We start from the raw sequence: 21,267 nt of genomic DNA, 5'->3' as shown, positions 1-21,267 counted from the left end.
GCCTGAGTGATCGCCGGTTTTTTGGGGCTGCCGTTGTCGGGTGTGCCTATGCTGGCACGCTGAAGTCGAGCGACAGTATGTTGGGAATCGTCGGGTCAATGGAATACAGCAAGGCATAGCCGACACCTGATATCCCCGTCAGTAGACTGATATCGGGAACCTGATCGCTGCTGAGAAAATTGCCCTCGAAAAAGTTATGGGCGACTTGTTCAAATGCTTTTTCAACTCTGGTGACGCCCTCGTGATTGCCTGAATCCCGGTACCAATCGTACAAGCAGATCAGATTGCCAAAGTCACCATGACACAAGCTATAACCGCTCCCAAGGCCATGACGCCAGAGATTGCTCTCGCACCTGGAAATATCCTCATCCACTTTCTGTCTGGTTGATGTCTCCAGGACATCTCCCATCGACTTCAAGAGCTGTCGCCTGGCAATCAGAATTCCACCATCTCCGTGGCACCACTTGGTCAAATGCCCAGGGTTCTCCTTGTCTCTCAAGTCCAGCCAGAACCCGTCGCGAGTCAACCGGTTTTCGCTCTCGAACACCTCAATGGCCAAGGGCACCAGAGACTTGTCGTAAGTCACGTCATAGGCCTTGCACAAGGCGTGGATCACTCCTGAGAGCCCGTGGGACAGGCCCGTCAAAATGACAGATTGATCGTTGCGTCGGAAAAAACGGCCCTCTTCAATGACGAGCTCACTTTTTATGTAATCGACCATACGCCTGATGGCTGATAGTAGATCTTCTCGCGGATTCAATGCATAGACATTCGCCATTAGCGTCACCGCGCCGCAGCAGCCCGACAGAAAGTCAAAGTCATAATCCTCAGGAGGGACTTCTATTATTCTGGTCAGTAAATTTTCAAGTGTATCGTTATATGTTTGATCTCCGGTGATCTGCTGGCGGCTCAAGAGGAGAGAGATATAAGAGCCCAGCCCATGAAAGGCACTGACACTCGAATCGCTCTTGAAGTAACCAAACGATTCGGCCAGTGAGTGCAGCACTCGATCGGCGCAGGTCAAATAATGAGGCGTTCGGCTTACTTTGAATAGACTCAGATAAAACAGCCCAACCCCGGCGATTCCGGAATACAGGCCATTACCCATAGGGGAAAGGTATTTTTTATGCGTCGTGGGGTGTGTATGAAAAGATAGCCATCTAATGTCCGCGCCCGTACTCGTCACCGCGAGTTCCTCGACGCGGGAAGCAATTTTGATGATGTTTTCAAGGCGATCAGTCTGTGACGTATGCTCACTTTCCGTATGAGTATGCGTGAGATTAAGAGGTTGAAGGTCATTTGGCTTGGGAAACAGACATGTTTCGAGAATAGTGCGCTGCAATGCTTTATCCGCTAGAGACAAGCTGTCCATTTTTTTCAGGCAGCTTTCGTAGGGCGGCTTTACTTGAGGTGTCTCGACTTTTTCACCGTGTGCATTCACTAGATAACGGGACGTGAGGGGCATGGTAAAACACGGAATGCTTAACCTTTGCAGGTCCATTATTTCATGTCGGGGAATACCTATTGCAACGTAAGCATCTTTCAAATCTTTCCACAGGGTGGCGAGTAAAAGCTCTCTATCGAGCATGTTTTGCATAAAGCGTGGATGACGGCTCAGTCCGATAAAGTCTGCATAACGTTGGGTGTTTTTCACCAGTACACGGGTCGCGAGCTGCTCTGCAGATTGTTCAAGCATTCGAGCAATTGTTTGTCGGTGGGTCATCAACGCATCGTAGGCAAATTCAAAGCCCTTAAAGAACGCTTCTTTATAATGCTCCAGCCCTTTTCGCTCATCGGCCAGTAAAGGTAGGTGCTTTTGCTGTAGGCAATGTTCTGTATTGATTTTGCGCAAATGGTAAAAGCCGTTTTCATGAACGAGCGACTTGCCAGTGGAGATGAATCGCTCTTGTCGTGTCAGCCCGCTCAAGTCGTTACCTGAACCTTGCGCGAAAGGTACAAAGCCGCTGGAAAAAACTGAATGCCGGGTCGACGTAAATGCCTTGAACAGAGCGGAATCAGCTGGCAAGTCATAAAGCAGGTCGCTGATAGATGCCGTAAACAAACATTCCAGGTCAATCATGACCGGGTTACTTCCACGCGCAATAATGTTTTCGTGATGAAAGTCGATACCGTTCAACGCATGGATAACGGCGATTTGTGCTCCCATTTTTTGGTAGAACAGTTCTACCTCCGCCAGGTTTTCACAGGGTAGGTTCTCGATTACCTCTATCCAGCTATGTTTTCCGCGACTGAGAATTCTTGGCGAATAAATAGAAAAACACTCAGCGCCTGTCTGCTTATGCAGTTCACCAAGGAGACGATTGAAGAATACTGCCTCTTGGCTCGCCCTTGGTTTGTACACCAGGGACATTGCACCGACCTCAACCCGACAAACCGTTTCGCCGCGGCCATGCGGGTCTCCCAGACCAAATTCGATGGCGCTTATTTTATCGCTGGGGATTGAAAACTCGTTTCGCATAGATTCAGCGTCGGCAGCGAAGTCGAGAATGACGGTATACAAATAGTCAATGGCATCCTCCAGCAACCCAAACAATAAACTGGCCAACACCGGATAGGCTTCAAAAAATGCGCTCAGCGAAAGAGTTCTCAATTGCTGGCTGAGTTCAGGCAGTTCAATATTGTTGCCCTGCGCAATCTGTGTGTTCAAGTAGTGAACAAGACTCTGTTCGGCGGTGCGGCTGATTCTGTCTATTACAAAGTGTTCAGCGCTTGAAAGTAACGTTTGCTCACAGATGTGAGTCGATGCACTCAAATAGCGCTCATCTGTTTTGAAAGCGTCGATAAAATAAAGGTAAAAGCGGTAAGCGAACCAATAAAAATTCTCACTGTTGTGCGGGGGCGGCTTCTCGCCGGTATTCAAGGCGTCCAGTACAGTTACTTTATTTCGCAAAGAGTTTAGTGATGCTTCACTGCTGCTGGGCATCGGGCACGTATTGGTGGGTTCCTCCACAAGCGAAGCCAATTTCTTCCGGGTCATTCCAAAATAATGCAGGACGGCCTGGTCGTCAGTTTCATGCAGGCGCATTATGTTGTTTCTGAAATTGACAAGTTCATGTTCAGAAGAAAATCTGCATTCACCTCGCTGACGCAACGTCAAGAAATTAGCCAGCATATCGAAACTCCCTGTATGGATAGAGCAGGCGTTACCTGCTCTATTTTTATGGTTGATCACCTTACAAACTGACGGGCTGATGACTCATCCAGGCCGGTCGTCGGTATAACGGTCAATGATCAAGGAATCGAACAACCCAGGCCTGTGCATTGCAGAGTGCCACAGTCAAGAATGGTGGTACCCATTGCTTCAATATTGTCTTTGTCGCAAGACTGGTACGCTTCAAAGTCGCGATCAAAGTCGCCGGACATATTAAGAATCTGCTCGTTCATCGTGTTTGTTCTCATTGTTGGTCAGGCTCTAAATGCAGTGAGCAACGGTTGGCCGGAGACCGGTGATTACCTTTGGCTACATTGTATTCAGAGTTTTTATAGGGCTGAACTGCTTCTGTCTCAAAGAAAATTTACGCAGAGGCGTATTTCGGCTTGAGGCAGGCGTTGTCAAAGAGTTAGCACAGAATAACCGTGCAGTTTTCGGTGCCGCACTCGACGATTGTCAGTGCTGCCGATTCAATGCCGTTTTGGCTGACTTGTTGATAGGCTTCAAACTCGCTATCGAAATCGCCGGACATGGCCAGAAGTATCTCGCTCATCATGTTCTTCCTTTTTATTAAGCACCGGTATGGTGTGCGAAAAAAGTTAACATGCTCCGAGCGGGGCACCAATACTTAGCTTATAACCTTATATTTCAGTTGTTGGTTGTCAGGTCGTGAATTGGAAAGTGTGTTGGGTGTCATGCTTCTTTATTTGTGCCGGATTTTCTGCAGATAGTACGATTGTTTCGTGTCATGACTGGGGCGAGACACTAACTAAGTGTCAGCCCCAATTTTTATCATGCCTGGAATAATTGTTTCTCCAATTTATCGAGGTGTGTGTTCATCAGCTTGACCGCTGCCGACACATCGCGTTGCTCGATTGCATCGACTATCGCCTCGTGTGATTGCCATGCATCGTGATAATTCCACTGAGTTTCAAACTGCGCGATTGCCAGGGAAATCGGTGGTACCAGGCTACCGAGAAACCTGGCCAGTGGAGCGTTGCCGGCGTATTCGGCCAATAGCAGGTGAAATTCACCGGACAGGCGAAGCGTCGGCCCGCGCAGTCCACGCTCGGCGGATTCGCGCTCTCTGGCAATCAGCTCACGTAGATGTCGCAATTGTGTCGATTGCGGTTGTTGGCAAACCAGCCGGATCAAGGTGGATTCGGTCAAGCGTCGCGCATGGAGAGTCTGGCGGGTCCGCTCAGCATCTGGCGCCGCCACTTGAGGTCGATGATTGGGCTGCAGCAAGATCACTTGCTGATAAGACAATCGCGCAAGTACGTGGCGAATGATGCTGCGATTCACACCGAACATCTGGCCCAGGCTAGCTTCGGTAAAACGGCTGTCAGTGCTGATACGCCGTTCAAGAATCGCGTCGAAAACCCGCGGGTAGATGTTGTCCACCAGATGGGTTTTCTCTTCTGCTTGGCGACGGGGCAGGGTAACGGGGAAAGTGAAGGGCTGTGTATTCAAGGCGCAGCTGGCCATGGCCTGTCTCCAGTCCGGTTGCCGAAATGAAAGTGAAAGAGGTTCAGTTGTGCATATGGTCGTCCGGGATGTTCAATTCAATGCCCATCCGTTGGCCTTCCCGAAGGATGTGCCGACGCATTTCGGCGCTGGCCTGGGCGCTGTTTTTGCTGCGGATCGCTCGCACCATGGCTTCGCTTTCCTCAAGGCGCTCAGCCAGGTGCTCCGGAGAATTGCGCAGCACGTCGGCGCTTTGCTTTAGGGCATTGCTGGTCTGCTGTACCACGCTCTGGAAAATCGGGTTCGAAGTCAGGGTGAACAACTCTTCGTGGAACGCGATGTAGGCGTTCACACCGGCCTCGCTGTCATTGGCCTCCAGGGCTTCGCGCATGTCCATCAGGGTCAGGCGCAGTTGCCCGACTTCCTTGCTGCTGATGGACTGCGCCACCAGGCCGACGATGAACGGTTCTAGGGTGTAGCGCAGTTGCAGCACGTCTTCCAGGCTGGCCCCGGCGACTGCGTTGTCGTGGCTTTGGCTGTCGCTGAGATTGGCTTCCAGCACCACCACGCCTTTGCCCGGCATCGAGCGCACCAACCCGAGGGTTTCCAGCACGATCACCGCTTCGCGCAGGCTTGGGCGGCTGATGCCCAGCTGTTCGGCCAGTTCACGCTGGCCCGGGAGCATTTCGCCGGACCGCCACTGACCCCGGGCCAGCGCGGCCCGTAGTTTTTCTACCACTGAATTTACGACGGTTGACGAGGTAATCACTGTTCGCTCCAAATCGCGATAAATGTGCCTGCCCGTGGGCAGGCACACGTTGTTTAAAATTCCTGCTGATGCGCCGGGGCAACCGGTTTTCTAGGCTGGAAGGTATAACCCACTTGGCCGGACAGCACTTTGTTTGCCCGTTGGATATCGATGTCTTTTTCCCAGCGAGCGATGGCCACCGTGGCGACGCAGTTACCAATCAAATTGGTCAGCGCCCGGCCGATGCCCATGAACCAGTCCACCGCCAGCACCAACACCAGGCCTACTACCGGAATCGCCGGGATCGCCGTCAGGGTGGCGGCGAGAATCACCAGCGCCGAGCCGGGAATCCCGTGGGCGCCTTTGGAGGTGATCAGCGACACCAGCAGAATCGTCAGCAAGTCAGTCATGGCCAGCGGCGTACCGGTGGCGTTGGCGATGAACACAATGGCCAGGGTCAGGTAGATCGAAAAACCGTCAAGGTTGAACGAGTAGCCGGTCGGAATCACCAGCCCGACGGTGGAGCTGCCGATGCCCAGATGCTCAAGCTTGCGCATGATCTGTGGCAGCACGGCGTCGGAAGATGCGGTGCCCATGACGATCAGCAGTTCTTCACGCAGGTACTTGAGCAGTGGCCACATGCGCAGACCCGAGAGGCGCATCACCAGGCCGAGAATCAGTGCCACGAATGCCGCGCAGGTCAGGTAAAACAGGCCGACCAGGCTGCCCAGGTGTTGCAGCGAGTCCAGGCCATATTTGCTGGTGGTGAAGGCGATGGCGCCGAAGACGCCGATCGGCGCCAGGCGCACGATCATGCCCATGATGCGGAAGATCACATGGCTCAGCTCATTGATCAGCCGGGAAATGCCTGACGCCGCTTCACCCACCAGATTCAACGCGCTGCCGAACAGCACCGAAAACAGCAGGACTTGCAGGATGTTGTTGTCGGCGAAGGCGCCGATCACCGACGTCGGAATCAGGTCCATCAGGAACTGCGTGGTGGTGTGCATGTGCTGACCGCGCTGGGCGATGTCGCCCATGTCGGCGGCGGAGAGCTGCTCCAGATGAATGTTCGCGCCGCTGCCTATACCGGTGGTGAAGGCGAACACCAGGCCGATCACCAGGGCGATGGTGGTCAGTATTTCGAAGTAGATGACCGATTTGAGGCCGATGCGGCCGACCTTTTTCAGATCACCGGCACCGCTGATGCCGCTGACCACCACGCAGAATACGATCAGGCCAATGAGCATCTTGATCAGTTTGATGAAGCCGTCGCCGAGGGGTTTGAGTTGGGCGGAGTATTCGGGAAGGGTCAGCCCGCAGACGATGCCGAGCACCAGTCCGAGAACCACTTGAAGGAAGATTGAACGCGAGCACCATCTGAGCATGGGAGGAATCCTGGTCGGTGTCCTGGCTGCCGTGCGCCAAGCGCATCAGATTCAGGACTTAATTATTGTGGTCTTACCGGTATGTCCAGTGCAGGCGCAGTCTACGCTGAGTTTTTTCGGGATTACAAGAGGGCGTAGCCAAATTGGCATGACCGGTCTGACCAGTGGTGCCAATCCCATTGATCTTTATGACGGACGAAAAAAAACCGGCCATCGCTGGCCGGTTTTTCATTGCTGCGGTTTAGCGGGGCAATTAAGCGCCGTATACCGGCAGTTTTTTGCAGATGGCCTTGACCTTCTCACGAACGGCGTCGATCACCGCTTCGTTGTTCAGGTCAGCCAGGATGTCGCAGATCCAGCCGGCCAGCTCTTTGCACTCTGCTTCCTTGAAGCCGCGAGTGGTCACAGCCGGAGTGCCGAAGCGCAGACCGGAGGTGACGAACGGGGAGCGTGGATCGTTCGGTACCGAGTTCTTGTTCACGGTGATGAACGCTTTGCCCAGTGCGGCGTCGGCGTCTTTACCGGAGATTTCCTGCTTGATCAGCGACAGCAGGAACAGGTGGTTCTGAGTACCGCCCGACACCACGTCGAAACCGCGCTCGATGAACACGCCGGCCATGGCCTGGGCGTTTTTCACCACTTGTTGCTGGTAGGCCTTGAACTCAGGCTGCAGCGCTTCCTTGAAGCAGATTGCCTTGGCCGCGATCACGTGCTCCAACGGGCCGCCCTGTGCGCCCGGGAATACTGCGGAGTTCAGCTTCTTCTCGATGTCGGCGTTGGCGCGAGCCAGGATCAGGCCGCCACGTGGACCGCGCAGGGTCTTGTGGGTGGTGGTGGTCACCACGTCAGCGAAAGGCACCGGGTTCGGGTAGACGCCAGCGGCGACCAGACCGGCCACGTGGGCCATGTCGACGAACAGGTAAGCACCAACCTTGTCAGCGATAGCGCGGAAGCGTGGGAAGTCCAGGATCTGCGAGTAAGCCGAGAAACCGGCCACGATCATTTTCGGCTTGTGCTCGACCGCCAGACGCTCGACTTCGTCGTAGTCGATCAGGCCGTTGCTGTCGATGCCGTACTGCACGGCGTTGTACAGCTTGCCGGAGGACGAAACGCTGGCACCGTGGGTCAGGTGACCGCCGTGAGCCAGGCTCATGCCCAGAATGGTGTCGCCCGCTTGCAGCAGGGCCAGGTAAACGGCGCTGTTGGCTTGCGAACCGGCGTGCGGCTGAACGTTGGCGTAATCGGCGCCGAACAGTTCCTTGGCTCGATCAATTGCAAGCTGCTCGACGATGTCGACGAACTCGCAACCACCGTAGTAGCGCTTGCCCGGGTAACCTTCGGCGTACTTGTTGGTCAGTACCGAGCCTTGAGCTTCCATCACCGCAGGGCTGGTGTAGTTTTCCGAAGCGATCAGCTCAATGTGCTCTTCCTGGCGCTGAGCTTCTTGCTCCATGGCGGCAAAGAGATCGGCGTCGTACTTGGCAATAGTCAAATCACGGCTGAACATGGCGGTCCTCAAGGATCGGGGGCAGAAAAGGGAGGCATTCTAACCCAACCGCTTTTAGATGGCATATGAAAGGACATCATGTCGCAGACAAGTGGGCTTCATGACGGGATCAGCGGTGATCGTGCGGGCCTCATCGCGGGCAAACCCGCTCCCACAGGGATCTTCAGTGGTCAAAAATCTTGGGTTCACCCAAAAAACTGTGGGAGCGGGCTTGCCCGCGATGGGGCCGTCCGCAGCACTCTGAAACTCAGTCGAACATGAACAACGCATCATTGCTGAACTGCGCTTCGAACCGGCCGGCTGGCATCGGACGGCCGAACAGGTAGCCCTGAACCTCATCGCAACCATGTTCACGCAGGAAGTCGAGCTGCTCGTGGGTTTCCACGCCCTCGGCGATCACCGCCAGATTGAGGCTGTGGGCCATGGCGATGATCGCCCGGGCAATCTGCGCATCCTGTTCACCCGACGGCAGTCCATCGACGAAAGTACGGTCGATTTTCAGCACATCGATCGGGAATTGCTTGAGGTAGTTGAGCGATGAATAACCAGTGCCGAAGTCATCGACTGCGATGCTCAAGCCGAGGTTTTTCAATCCGGCGAGGATCTGCATCGCCTCACTGACTTCGCGCATGAGGATACTTTCGGTCAGTTCCAGCTCCAGGCACGCCGGCGGCAAACCGGTTTCCCTGAGGATGGTGGCGATCCGCGTGCCGAGCTGCCCGTCGGAGAACTGCCGGGCCGAAATGTTCACCGAGACTTTCGGCACCCGCACCTTGGCCTGGTGCCAGGTCTTGAGCTGACGGCAGGCTTCGCTGATCACCCAGTCGCCGACATCCACCACCAGCCCGAGTTCTTCGAGCACCGGAATGAAATCCCCCGGCGGCACCAGACCGCGGCGCGGGTGGCGCCAGCGCAGCAGGGCTTCGGCGCCGGTCAGGCGTTTGCCGTCGCCGCTGAATTGCGGCTGGTAATACAGCACGAATTCGTTTTGCTCCAGGGCATGGCGCAAGTCGCTTTCCAGCTCCAGACGCTCCAGGGCGCTGGCGTTCATGTCGGCCTGGTAGAACTGGAAGTTGTTCTTGCCGCGTTCCTTGGCGTGGTACATCGCGGTGTCGGCGTTCTTCATCAGCTGACTGAGTTCACTGCCGTCCTGAGGGCTCAGGGCGATGCCGATACTGGCGGTGACGAAGAACTCGCGGCCTTCGAGCACGAACGGCTTCACCAGGCTGGCGAGGATCTGTTCGGCCACGTGAATCGCCCGGTTCAGCGCGATCTCGCGGTTGACCCGCGGTTGCAGCAGCAAGGTGAACTCATCACCGCCCATGCGCGCCACGGTGTCGTCATCGTCGACGCAGCCGAGCAGGCGCGTGGCCATTTCCTTGAGCATGCGGTCGCCGGCAGCATGACCCAGGGAGTCGTTGATCGGCTTGAAGCGGTCCAGGTCGAGGAACATCAGCACCACCCAGGACTTCTGCCGTTCAGCCGATTGCAGCGCGGTGTGCAGGCGATCCTGGAACAGCGTGCGGTTGGGCAGGTGGGTCAGGGCGTCGTAATAGGCGAGGCGGTGAATCCGTTGCTCACTGGCCTTGCGCTCGCTGATGTCGCTGAAGAAACACACGTAACTGGCCAGGTCGCCTTCATCGTCGAGCACCGCCGTAATCCCGACCCAAGCCGGATAATGCTCGCCGTTGCGACGCTTGAGCCAGACTTCGCCTTCCCAGGTGCTGTGTTGATGCAATTGCTTGAGCACGTAACGCAGATGAGCTTCCTGCTGCTCGTCGACGGTGAGCATGTTCGGCAACTGATCGAGAACCTGGGACACCGCATAGCCGCTGACGCGACTGAAGGCCTCATTGGCCTGGACGATGTAGCCGGCCGGGTCAGTGATCAGAATCGCCGAGGTCGAATGCTCGAATACCGTGGCTGCCATGCGCAGGTCCTTCTCGGCCCGGCGTTGCTGGCTGATGTCGCGACCGACCCCGAGCACGCCTTCGAAGGCGCCGTGTTCGTCCCACACCAGCACCAGACGCAGCTCGATGGGAATCTTGCGTCCGTCAGCCCGCAGGCAGTCGAACAAAAACAGTTGGGTCTGCACCTGGCTGCGCAGCAGTGCCAGTTGATCGGGTTTATCCAGCGCTTTGCTGACCCGGTCCATCAGGCTGTAGATGCCGCTCAGTTGTTGCGGGTTGGCGATGGTCGATTGCCAGCCGTTCTGGAATATCCAGTCGGCGTCGAAGCCCAGCACGGCTTGTACCGAAGGGCTGACGTAATTGAGCGCCATCTTGCTGTCGGTGGAGAAAATCACGTCGCTGATGCTTTCGGCGAGCATCCGGTAGCGCTGCTCGCTGTCGCGCAGGGACTCGCTGGCTTCGATCTGCTCGGTGATGTCCTTGGCCACGCCGATGATGCGCGTGACCTGATCGTGCTTGTCCCGCGCCAGGGCTTGTTCGCGAATATCGAATCGCCGCCATTTGCCATCGCGATGACGGAAACGCAACTGGCATTGCAGCAATTGGGTGTAACCGGCGTGGCGCTGGGACTGGCGCGAGCGGTGGTAGTAGTCGGCATCTTCCGGGTGCAAGAGGATTTCCCAGAAGTACTCGCCCATCTGATGCAGCTCGGTGCGGTTGTAGCCCAGCGTCTGCCCCAGGTGATGGTTGCTGAAGATCATCCGCTGGCTGATCACGTCCTGCACATACAGGTGATCCGGCACGGTACGCACCACATCGGACCAGAACCCTTCACGCTCCAGCAGCGACAGCTCGATGAGTTTGCGGCTGGTGATGTCGCTGATGCTCAGGATCACCGCTTTATAGTCGGCCTGATCTTCCGGCAGGCGCAACACCAGCCACAAGTGCTGGTCGCGGCCATTGGCATCCTGGAGTTTGATTTCCAGCTCGAGTTGTTTCTGCTGGTGGAGCACCGCTTCGAGCACCTGATTGCCGATGGCCGTGCAGTCCAGTGGACAACCGTCGATCAGCAGTTTCCAGGCCTGATTGCAGGAATTGACATTGAGCAGTTGCAGGGCGACCTGGTTGACCTCGGTGATACGCAGTTCCTGCAGCAGTTGCTGGCGTTGCTCCGGTGTATCGAGCCAGGTCCTTAGTTGCTCGCTGGTGGTGAGTTGCGCCTTGTCGAAAAAGCTTTTGAGCCCGGACAGGTCGAGCACGCACAGGGCAACGCCGGTGCCTTCGAAGATGTCCTGATAGCGTCGGCGGCCTTCATGCAGTTGCCGTTGGCGGCGACGAATGTTCAGCAAGGCGATGAACGGTAACAGCGAGAAGGCCAGGCCCAGCAGGCATTTGCCGATGAATGCCGGCAACAGTTGTTCGATCACTCGTTGCCGGTCGAACAGCCCGCGCAGTTGCCAGTCGCTGCTGCTCAGGGGGACGGTCAGCACGCTGTTGGTCAGTTCGTCGGCTGTCAGCACCGTGGACTTGGTTGAGGGCAGGGCGTCATCGCGACTGATGATCTGATGATTGATGCGGTTTTCCACCAGCCACAGCGGGCGGATACCGGCATCACCCTGTTTGGCCAGCGAAGAGAAAAATGTTGGTGTCAGGCGCAAGGCCCAGTAACCGCGGGTGCTGCCGCTGGCCTGATGCAGGAGCAGGTGCACCACCGAGCCATCATCGGCATTGCTGAAATAGTGGGCCTGGGCGCGGCTGCGCTGGACCAGTTCGCTCAGGTAGTTGGCGTCCTGGCTGTCGGCGGCGCTATCGCTGAGGATTTTTCCGGAGGGGCTGAGCAGCGCCAGGCTGCGCAGGTCGGGCAGCGACTGTTGCAGTTTGCGCAGCAACGCCTGCTGTTCGTCGGCGCTTTGCGGTTGTTCGATGATCGGTAGCAGATTAAGAGCGATCTGGGCGTTTAGCGCCATGTTGAGGCTGACTTGCGAAGCCAGATCGGCGGTGTAATCGATGGTGTGCTGGCGTTGGCTTTTCTGGGTTTCGCGCAGCTGATCAAGCAACTGCCAGAACAGCAGTGCGAGCAGCAACAAGACGAGAGTCGCCAGCGCGCCCTTCAAGCTTCCGCGCAGGGGCGAGCCGAGCCCAGCATTGGGCACGCTCGCGGACGATGGCGGAGTGACATTGGACAAACTGTAATCCTGCGGTTTGGCTGGACTGGCGCGACGCGTGCACTATAAGCCGGACGCCCGAAGGGCGGCTAGCATGCCTTGAGTTGTGGCGAAGTGCCAGCCCCCTCTCGGCTGGACTGCCTTCTGTCAATGAGGTAGCTTTGCCGGTTACGCGGGAGCGTTCCAGCTCCTAGGTTTTTCAGCGCGCACGCCTTGATACCCATCAAGCGAACGACGCGCATGGCCTGGCCGGGCATCGCCTGCGCTCCAATCATTCATCAGTCACTGACCCTAGGTTCTCCATGGCTCAATACGTCTTCACCATGCATCGGCTGGGCAAAGTTGTTCCGCCGAAGCGGGAAATCCTGAAAAACATTTCACTGTCGTTCTTCCCAGGCGCCAAGATCGGCGTCCTCGGCCTCAACGGTTCGGGTAAGTCCACGCTGCTGAAAATCATGGCGGGCGTCGATACCGAGTTCGACGGCGAAGCCCGTCCGATGCCGGACCTGAACATCGGCTACCTGCCGCAAGAACCGATCCTGGACCCGACCAAGACCGTGCGTGAAGTGGTCGAGGAAGCGGTCAGCGTGATCAAGGACGCCCAGGCGCGTCTGGACGAGGTCTACGCGGCCTACGCCGATCCGGATGCCGACTTCGACAAGCTGGCTGCAGAGCAAGCCAAACTTGAAGCCATCCTGCAGGCCAGCGATGGCCACAACCTGGATCGCCAACTGGAAGTCGCTGCCGATGCGCTGCGTCTGCCGGCCTGGGATGCCAGGGTTGAACATCTTTCCGGTGGTGAAAAGCGTCGTGTGGCCCTGTGCCGCCTGCTGCTGTCCGCCCCGGACATGCTGCTGCTCGACGAGCCAACCAACCACCTGGACGCCGACTCCGTCGCCTGGCTGGAGCACTTCCTGCACGATTTCCCGGGCACCGTGGTTGCGATCACGCACGACCGTTACTTCCTGGACAACGTTGCCGGCTGGATCCTCGAACTCGACCGCGGCGCCGGTATCCCGTACGAGGGCAACTATTCGGGTTGGCTCGAAGCCAAGTCCGATCGTCTGGCGGCCGAATCCAAGCAGCAATCGGCTCACGAAAAGGCCATGAAGGAAGAACTGGAGTGGGTGCGCAAAGGCGCCAAGGCCCGCCAGTCCAAGTCCAAGGCTCGTCTGCAACGCTTCGAAGAAATGCAGTCGCAGGAATTCCAGAAGCGCAGCGAAACCAACGAGATCTACATCCCGGCCGGTCCACGCCTGGGCGACAAGGTCATCGAGTTCAAGAACGTCACCAAGGGCTACGGCGATCGCGTGTTGATCGACAACCTGTCGTTCTCCATGCCTAAAGGCGCCATCGTTGGCGTGATCGGTGGTAACGGTGCCGGTAAATCGACCCTGTTCCGCATGCTGATGGGCAAGGAAACGCCGGATTCGGGCAGCATCGAAGTCGGCGAAACCGTGCAACTGGCGTGCGTCGACCAGAGCCGTGAAGACCTGGATGGCAGCAAGACTGTGTTCCAGCAGATCTCCGACGGTTCCGACCAGATTCGCATCGGCAACTACGAGATCCCATCGCGTACCTACGTCGGTCGTTTCAACTTCAAGGGTGGCGATCAGCAGAAGTTCGTCAAGGACCTGTCCGGCGGTGAGCGTGGTCGCTTGCACCTGGCGCTGACCCTGAAAGAGGGCGGCAACGTCCTGCTGCTCGACGAACCGTCCAACGACCTCGACGTTGAAACCCTGCGTTCCCTGGAAGAAGCCTTGCTGGACTTCCCGGGCGCCGCCATTGTGATCTCTCACGATCGGTGGTTCCTTGACCGCGTCGCGACTCACATCCTGGCGTACGAAGACGACTCGCAAGCGGTGTTCTTCGAAGGCAACTACACCGAGTACGAAGCCGACCGCAAGAAACGCCTCGGCGAAGCGGCCTCCCAGCCGCACCGGGTACGGCACAAGAAACTGGCCTGATTTCAGGTTGGCTGCATAAAAAAACGGAGCCTTCGTTCGGGGGCTCCGTTTTTTTATGGGTTTTTTCAGTGGCACCGCGGCGCGGCCTTCGCGGGCAAGCCTCGCTCCTACAGCGAAGGCGTCATCGAACTTACCCGATCTCTATGGCCAGCACCTCAATCACCAAATCCCCGGCCGGCCGTTTCCACAGCACCTCATCACCCACGTGCGCACCCAACAACGCACGACCCAGTGGCGAACTCCAATTGATCAAACCATGGGCGGCATCCGCCTGGTCTTCCCCGACCAATTGCACGCGTTGCTCGTGATCGTGTTCGTCGGCAAAAGTTACCCAATTGCCAATCTGCACTTTGTTGGTGGAGCAGGCTTGTGCAACCACCTGCGCGCTTTGCAGGCGCTGCTTGAAGTAGCGCCAGTCGCGATCGAGGTCGGCCTGGCGCTGCTTGTCGGCCAGGTCGCCTTTGGCGCTTTCCTCGTCGAGCAGGTCTTGCAGCGCGGCAACTTTCGCCTGTAGCTGCGCGAGCCCGGCTGGCGTGACGTAATTGGGCTGCGCGCTGACCTGTCGTTCGACCGGCAGATCGGCTTGCGCAGCGGCGTTATCTTCATTGACGAAGGCGCGACTCATGTTGTTCTCCCGTTATAGGGTTTGGGCCATGGTCGCGTGCTTTAAGTTTCGACGAATGTCTGTAAACGACTTATTGCGAGCGATAGGCTCGCGCGGCGTCCCGGTCTTTCTCTCGTTGCCAGGCCCTTTCGCGCTCATCCCAATGGCGTTCCCTGTACTCGTTGCGATCCTCGTTTTCCCGCATGGCCTGGCATTGACGCAAGCCATCGGTCCAGCCTTCGGCGTATTGCTTGTCCTTGAGGTAGCGTGGAACGTTTTTGCGAAACTCACCGGTGATTGCCCCGGCGGCTTGCCGGCCACTGCTGCAACCGTCATCGAAGCCATCGGCGTATGCCGGCGGATACCCTTTGGCGATCAGATCCTCGTGAGTCGACTGGCACCCTGTAATCAATAGCAACAACCCCAACACACCCACGCAACGCCACATCTCGGACTCCAGGGCCGTTCAACGGCCTATAGGGGAAGTCTAGAAGCGGATTTGTCGGGTGTCTGTGAAAGGGCTGTGATTAATCCGTGGGCTCACAAGGGATTTGCGTCAATAGTGATACCACTTCACTTCAAGCATCATTTCGTTTTCGGGTGATGCCAGGTGGCTGAATTCGCGTTGGGCACTCAGGCGCAGCCCCAGGTTGCGCGACAACTCCCACTGCTGATTGAGGCTCATGCTCCGGCGCACTTCGCCGTTGGTGAAGTAATCGCCCTTGGCTTCCAGGCTGAAATTGCCCAGCGGGTTTTTCCACAGCAGGCCACTGTTGAAGCCTGCCGCCGGGGCAATAAAGCCCGCGAAGTCGTTGTTGTGCTCCACACGCACGGTGCCCAGGGCGAACCCGAGCATGTCGTCGCCCAGTTGCCAGGTTCCGCCACCACCACCGTTGACATGACTGACCAGGGTTTCATCATCGTGCTTGCCCGGTACGCGTTCCAGGCCCCCGGTGACTTGCCACGACAGCGGCTGCAACAGGGTATTGCGCGGGGTAAGGGAGCGGATGGTCGCCAGGTCCAGTTGCTGCAACTGCCAGTGATTACCTTCATATTGGCGCAGCTTCATTTGCAGGATTTCGATCTGCGCGCCAAGAGGAAAGCTTTCAGTGTTGTCGTTAAGGTCGTGGTAGGCCATGCGCAGGCCATATTCACCGAAGGCTTGGTCACCCCGGGTGCCGATGCCTGCCTGCCAGGTGCGGGACTCATGACCATCCTCGGGCAAGCCGGGTCGCGCAATGTCCAGTTCCGGAGGCGGGTTTTGATTGATCGCGCGCAGCAATTCGAAACTGCGCTGAGCCCGTTGCGGGTCACGTTCCTGGCCGTTGGCGCGATAACGCTCCAGGCGATAGGCCGCATCAATGATCAGCGCCTGACGCTCGCGTGGTTGCGCCTTGAACGCCGGTTCCTGCAATTGTTTCTGGTCGGCGCTGATTTTCAGCACCCACTGTTGCTCTTCATCGGTCAACGGCTCTGCGCGGCTCAGCAGTTCACGCTCGCGCGACGGGCGATATTCGATCGACTCCACCAGCCCGGCCTGTTTCACCGCTTTGACGGTGTCGGTGGGAATGGCGGTCAACGGGAACTGATCGGTCAGCTTCAGGCCCGGCCGCGCCACCTGCAGCAGCTCTAGCAGGCGATAGGAGCAGTTTTCATCGAAGAAGAAGTAGTCGAACTGGATCTGCTTGAGCTCCCAGACATGCTCGACCATGCGCTCGGTTTCCTGCTGGGTCAGGTTCAGGCGGTATTCCCACAGGTCGCGGTTCTCGAGGCTGCGGTATTCCGAAAGTTTTTCCTGATAGGGCACCAGCGCAAACAGCCCCGGATAACCACCCATCAGGCCTTTCCAAGCGTACAGAATGCTGTTGTCCGACCCTTCGATGTAGGCGCCGAAGTTGATCGCGTAACTGAGCAGCGAGGTTTTGTCGCTCTGCACACCGGCCTGATCAATGCGCAGCAGGGTGTGGCCGAACATCGAGGACGGGCTGTTCAGGTAAGCCGCCGGGAAAATCATCACTGCGCTGTGGGGCGAAACGTCCTTGAACCATTGCTTGAATTCAGCACAGTCCAGCGACGGCAGATCCGTCAGGTTGAGTTGCGCCTTGAGCCAGCGAGTACGGGCTGGAAAGACACATTGTGCATGCTGTTCGCCAGCACTGGCCGGGGCATACAGCGCCTGTACGGTCGCCGCCAGTTCACGGTCGGGGTGTTCGTTGCCATCGGGGGCAAGAAAGAATTTCTTGTCGCTGACATAGCTGCGCCAGCCACCGAGCTTGGCGGTTTCGTAATGCCCCAGGGAAATCCAGAAGGGGTCATTGGCCAGTTGCTGCAAACGTTGATTGTCGATGTAGGGCATGGCGGACAGCGGGGCGCAGACACAGAGCGCCAGCCAGGCAAGGCGTTTGAGCATAGTGAGCAACTTAAGTCGAAAGAAACGAAGACCCAAGGAGGCAGCGAAAAAGGGCCAGGGTCAAAAAATAAAACCCGCTCCCCAAAGAGAGCGGGGCGGGTCGAGCTTAAGCTTGAGTCGCGTACTTGGCCAGACGAGGGTCGTTCTTCAACACGGCCAGGGTATTGGTATGCACGTCTTCAGCGGTCACGTCAGCTTTGCTGAAAATCTGCTGGAAGTGCTGATGAGTCACAGCGGCGAAATGCGCACGGTCTTCGGGCGCCACGCCCAGTACCACGGCGTAAGTGGTCAGCGCTTCGCCCTGACCTTTGGCCATGTCTTCGGACAGCTCGTTCATCATGCCATTCATGGCGATCCAGGATTTGCCGCCATAGGTCAGCGCCGCATTGGTCGAGCAACCGTTGGTACCGGAGGTCATGCCGAAAGTTGCGTTACCGGAAGTGCCGTTGGTGGTGGATGCCAGGAAGTGTGCCGGAGTGCCACGCTGACCTTCGAACAGCATGTTGCCCCAACCGCAGTCCGGACCGCCTGGCGCCTGAGCCATGGCGTTGATGGATACAGCGGTGAAGAGAGTACCAAGAAGAATCCGTTTCATAGCTATGTTCTCTTTGTGTGCATACCAATGGACAGGGTACTGGCCCCTAATGGTGCCAGTGGGCCGGTTATCAGTTCCAGCCGCGCAGTTTGGAGTTTAGGCATGTTCCGGCGGTTCCGTGATTTTTTGCAAACATTCCTTGAAACCTTGATTTTGAGCTGCTCGGCCCGAGGATGGGGGTTTGTCTAAGCTTTGGCTTGAGGTGCGCCTTGCCAGTGGGTACGGGCAGCGCCAGAATGCCGTTATCTGCCCCGCCTGATGTAAGGAAGCCCGATGCCTGATCCTGTTGCTGCCAGCTTGCGTCTAGCGCCTGAAGCGCTGACCCGTCCGTTTTCCGCTGAACAGTTCAGCTTCTCTACCACCAATGATCTGGAGCCCTTCCGCGGTGTGCTTGGCCAGGAACGTGCGGTCGAAGCCTTGCAGTTCGGTGTGGCCATGCCACGCCCCGGCTACAACGTATTTGTCATGGGTGAACCCGGCACTGGCCGGTTTTCGTTCGTCAAACGCTACCTCAAGGCCGAAGGCAAACGCCTGCAGACCCCGGCTGACTGGGTCTACGTCAATAATTTCGATGAGCCGCGCGAGCCTCGTGCGTTGGAATTGCCATCGGGAACCGCTGGCGCCTTTATCGGCGACATCAACGGCTTGATCGACAACCTGCTGGCGACTTTTCCGGCGGTGTTCGAGCACCCGTCCTACCAGCAAAAGAAAAGCGCCATCGACCGCGCTTTCAACCAGCGCTATGACCGTGCACTGGATGTGATCGAGCGTCTGGCACTGGAGAAAGAGGTCGCGCTCTACCGCGATAGCAGCAACATCGCCTTCACGCCGATGAGCGAAGGCAAGGCCCTGGATGAGGCGGAGTTCGCCCAGTTGCCGGAAGCCGAGCGCGAACGCTTTCACGACGACATTTCCGGGCTCGAAGAGCGGTTGAACGAAGAACTCGCCAGCCTGCCGCAATGGAAGCGCGAGTCGAGCAATCAACTGCGCCAGCTCAACGAAGAGACCATCACCCTGGCCTTGCAGCCATTGCTGGCACCGCTGTCGGAAAAATACGCGGAAAACGCAGGCGTTTGTGGTTACCTGCAAGCGATGCAGGTGTACCTGCTCAAAACAGTGGTCGAGCAACTGGTGGACGACAGCAAGACCGACGCCATCGCCCGCAAATTGCTTGAAGAGCAATATGCCCCGAGCCTGGTGGTCGGGCATCCGCACAGCGGCGGTGCGCCGGTGGTGTTCGAGCCGCACCCGACCTACGACAACCTGTTCGGCCGCATCGAATACAGCACCGATCAGGGCGCGCTCTACACTACCTATCGGCAGCTGCGACCGGGTGCGCTGCATCGGGCCAATGGCGGGTTCCTGATCCTCGAAGCGGAAAAAATGCTCGGCGAGCCATTCGTCTGGGATGCGCTCAAGCGCGCCCTGCAATCGCGCAAGCTGAAAATGGAGTCACCACTGGGTGAGCTGGGCCGTCTGGCCACCGTGACGCTGACGCCGCAACACATTCCGTTGCAGGTCAAAGTCGTGATCATCGGCGCCCGGCAGCTCTACTACACGCTGCAAGACCTCGATCCGGACTTCCAGGAGATGTTCCGCGTTCTGGTGGATTTCGACGAAGACATCCCGATGGTCGACGAAAGCCTGGAGCAGTTCGCCCAGTTGCTCAAAACCCGTACCTCGGAAGAAGGCATGGCGCCGCTGACCGCCGATGCGGTGGCGCGTCTGGCGACTTACAGCGCACGTCTGGCCGAGCACCAGGGGCGATTGTCGGCGCGGATCGGCGATCTGTTCCAGCTGGTCAGCGAGGCGGACTTCATTCGCGACCTGGCGGGTGACGAGATGACCGACGCCGGGCACATTGAGCGTGCGCTCAAGGCCAAGGCCACCCGTACCGGGCGGGTTTCGGCGCGGATTCTCGATGACATGCTGGCCGGGATCATTCTGATCGACACCGATGGCGCGGCGGTCGGCAAGTGCAACGGGCTGACGGTACTGGAAGTCGGCGATTCGGCCTTCGGGATACCGGCGCGGATTTCCGCCACGGTGTATCCGGGCGGCAGCGGCATCGTCGACATCGAGCGCGAGGTCAACCTCGGCCAGCCGATTCACTCCAAAGGCGTGATGATCCTCACCGGGTACCTGGGCAGCCGCTATGCCCAGGAATTCCCGTTGGCGATTTCCGCAAGCATCGCCCTGGAGCAGTCCTACGGTTACGTCGACGGCGACAGCGCATCGTTAGGCGAGGCCTGCACGCTGATCTCGGCCTTATCGAAAACACCGCTCAAGCAGTGCTTTGCGATTACCGGTTCGATCAACCAGTTCGGTGAAGTGCAGGCGGTAGGCGGGGTCAACGAGAAGATCGAAGGCTTCTTCCGGCTTTGCGAAGCACGCGGCCTGACAGGCGAGCAGGGGGCGATCATTCCTCAAGCCAACGTCGCCACCTTGATGCTCGACGAGAAAGTGCTGGCGGCGGTGCGCGCAGGGCAGTTCCATGTCTACGCGGTGCGCCAGGCCGACGAGGCGCTGAGCCTGCTGGTCGGCGAGCCGGCCGGTACGCCGGATGAGAATGGCGAGTTTCCTGAGGGCAGCGTGAACGCGCGGGTGGTGGAACGCCTGCGGGTGATCGCGGAAATGGTCAGCGACGAAGACCTCAAGGAAGCCGAAAAGGAGTTGGCGCAGGAAGCATTGCTGGAAGTCAAACCGGCTTGACGCAAAAGCGGGCTTGCTCGGGGAGACGACAGTCAGTCTTCCCGAGCAAGCCCACTCCCGCAGGGGGGTGTAATGTTTCGCAGGCTGCATTCAAGGCAAAAAGTGTCGTCAAAATGGCGTCAATATTTGCACGGCGACCACTCGGCGCCTTGTGTTTGCCGGTCCGCGTGCGAGCTGAACTTTTCTTCTATTCTCTGCTCAAGGATATCGACAGTTATCACTGGATCGAGACAGCCTTCCCCTGGAGGTTGAATACCGGATCTACCGAGGGTCGTCGCCATGTCGCGCAACCTCTGCCTCACCCGTCAATGCCTGGGTCTTGTGACCCGTATCGAATGTGCCATCCGCCCGCTGGCGGGAGATACGGGTATGTGGACCTTGCTCTTTGCCGCCGGAATGGCCGGCGAGCAACCTTCAGCCATCAAGGCCCAAGGCCCGTTCCGTGGGCCGGTCGCAGCTGAATCGATCCTCGACACTATCGTTGAAAGTCTGACCCTGCATGGCTATGAGCTGGCCGATGACCCGCAAATCTGGTGCCTGCACCTGCAGGCCCAGTTGCGAGAGATCAACGGTGGTCGTCACCATAATCTTGCCGGTCCCGGGTTTAGGCCCGAAAGCTGAA

15 protein-coding genes are annotated in these 21,267 nt (G+C 57.7%); 3 read left to right on the top strand and 12 right to left on the bottom strand.

All coding sequences use genetic code 11. The annotated features are described in order from the left end of the window. Nucleotides 1–46 precede the first annotated feature (46 nt). From lanM to AC30D7_RS13450, 8 genes are all read right to left on the bottom strand, one after another. Nucleotides 47–3,133, bottom strand: a complete 3,087-nt coding sequence (gene lanM / locus AC30D7_RS13485; protein ID WP_490134386.1) for a type 2 lanthipeptide synthetase LanM — start codon at nucleotides 3,131–3,133, stop codon at nucleotides 47–49. A gap of 119 nt (nucleotides 3,134–3,252) precedes the next feature. Continuing rightward, on the bottom strand, nucleotides 3,253–3,405 hold the full coding sequence (locus tag AC30D7_RS13480; RefSeq protein WP_019581282.1) for a hypothetical protein: 153 nt from the start codon (nucleotides 3,403–3,405) through the stop codon (nucleotides 3,253–3,255). 176 nt (nucleotides 3,406–3,581) lie between these two features. Further along, a complete protein-coding gene (locus AC30D7_RS13475; RefSeq protein ID WP_490134385.1) occupies nucleotides 3,582–3,725 on the bottom strand; it encodes a hypothetical protein in 144 nt (47 codons plus the stop codon). A gap of 239 nt (nucleotides 3,726–3,964) precedes the next feature. Continuing rightward, entirely contained in the window at nucleotides 3,965–4,660 is a 696-nt protein-coding gene (locus AC30D7_RS13470; RefSeq protein ID WP_490134384.1) for a GntR family transcriptional regulator, read from the bottom strand. A gap of 43 nt (nucleotides 4,661–4,703) precedes the next feature. Beyond that, nucleotides 4,704–5,408: a FadR/GntR family transcriptional regulator gene (locus AC30D7_RS13465; protein ID WP_490134383.1), complete on the bottom strand. Its 705-nt coding sequence runs from the start codon at nucleotides 5,406–5,408 to the stop codon at nucleotides 4,704–4,706. A 53-nt stretch (nucleotides 5,409–5,461) separates the two neighbouring features. Further along, nucleotides 5,462–6,775, bottom strand: a complete 1,314-nt coding sequence (locus tag AC30D7_RS13460) for a C4-dicarboxylate transporter DctA (protein ID WP_019650950.1) — start codon at nucleotides 6,773–6,775, stop codon at nucleotides 5,462–5,464. A 253-nt stretch (nucleotides 6,776–7,028) separates the two neighbouring features. Beyond that, a complete protein-coding gene (glyA, locus tag AC30D7_RS13455; protein ID WP_019581278.1) occupies nucleotides 7,029–8,282 on the bottom strand; it encodes a serine hydroxymethyltransferase in 1,254 nt (417 codons plus the stop codon). Between the two features lie 247 nt (nucleotides 8,283–8,529). After that, nucleotides 8,530–12,378 (bottom strand): sensor domain-containing protein, encoded by a 3,849-nt coding sequence (locus tag AC30D7_RS13450; protein WP_490134382.1) that lies wholly within the window; start codon nucleotides 12,376–12,378, stop codon nucleotides 8,530–8,532. Between the two features lie 281 nt (nucleotides 12,379–12,659). Here AC30D7_RS13450 and ettA point away from each other — a divergent pair, with 281 nt between their 5' ends. Beyond that, nucleotides 12,660–14,324: an energy-dependent translational throttle protein EttA gene (gene ettA, locus AC30D7_RS13445; protein ID WP_018925869.1), complete on the top strand. Its 1,665-nt coding sequence runs from the start codon at nucleotides 12,660–12,662 to the stop codon at nucleotides 14,322–14,324. Nucleotides 14,325–14,454: 130 nt separating this feature from the next. Here ettA and AC30D7_RS13440 read toward each other — a convergent pair whose 3' ends face one another. The 4 genes from AC30D7_RS13440 to AC30D7_RS13425 all read right to left on the bottom strand — a co-directional run bounded on the left by AC30D7_RS13440 (nucleotide 14,455) and on the right by AC30D7_RS13425 (nucleotide 17,933). Continuing rightward, nucleotides 14,455–14,949: a GreA/GreB family elongation factor gene (locus tag AC30D7_RS13440; RefSeq protein ID WP_490134381.1), complete on the bottom strand. Its 495-nt coding sequence runs from the start codon at nucleotides 14,947–14,949 to the stop codon at nucleotides 14,455–14,457. Nucleotides 14,950–15,019: 70 nt separating this feature from the next. Next, on the bottom strand, nucleotides 15,020–15,376 hold the full coding sequence (locus AC30D7_RS13435) for a hypothetical protein (RefSeq protein WP_490134380.1): 357 nt from the start codon (nucleotides 15,374–15,376) through the stop codon (nucleotides 15,020–15,022). Nucleotides 15,377–15,484: 108 nt separating this feature from the next. Next, nucleotides 15,485–17,338, bottom strand: a complete 1,854-nt coding sequence (locus AC30D7_RS13430) for an Lnb N-terminal periplasmic domain-containing protein (RefSeq protein ID WP_490134379.1) — start codon at nucleotides 17,336–17,338, stop codon at nucleotides 15,485–15,487. Between the two features lie 106 nt (nucleotides 17,339–17,444). After that, on the bottom strand, nucleotides 17,445–17,933 hold the full coding sequence (locus tag AC30D7_RS13425) for a DUF3015 domain-containing protein (protein ID WP_105343754.1): 489 nt from the start codon (nucleotides 17,931–17,933) through the stop codon (nucleotides 17,445–17,447). Between the two features lie 273 nt (nucleotides 17,934–18,206). Between AC30D7_RS13425 and AC30D7_RS13420 the strand changes: the two genes are divergently transcribed. Both AC30D7_RS13420 and AC30D7_RS13415 read left to right on the top strand, forming a co-directional pair. Continuing rightward, nucleotides 18,207–20,645 (top strand): Lon protease family protein, encoded by a 2,439-nt coding sequence (locus tag AC30D7_RS13420; RefSeq protein ID WP_490134378.1) that lies wholly within the window; start codon nucleotides 18,207–18,209, stop codon nucleotides 20,643–20,645. A 279-nt stretch (nucleotides 20,646–20,924) separates the two neighbouring features. Then, nucleotides 20,925–21,266, top strand: a complete 342-nt coding sequence (locus AC30D7_RS13415; RefSeq protein WP_490134377.1) for a PA4575 family protein — start codon at nucleotides 20,925–20,927, stop codon at nucleotides 21,264–21,266. Nucleotide 21,267 lies beyond the last annotated feature (1 nt).

The organism is Pseudomonas sp. DF5, from assembly GCF_058148225.1.
The sequence above is the reverse complement of the archived record's forward strand: the minus strand, read 5'-3'. Positions and strand labels throughout refer to the sequence as shown.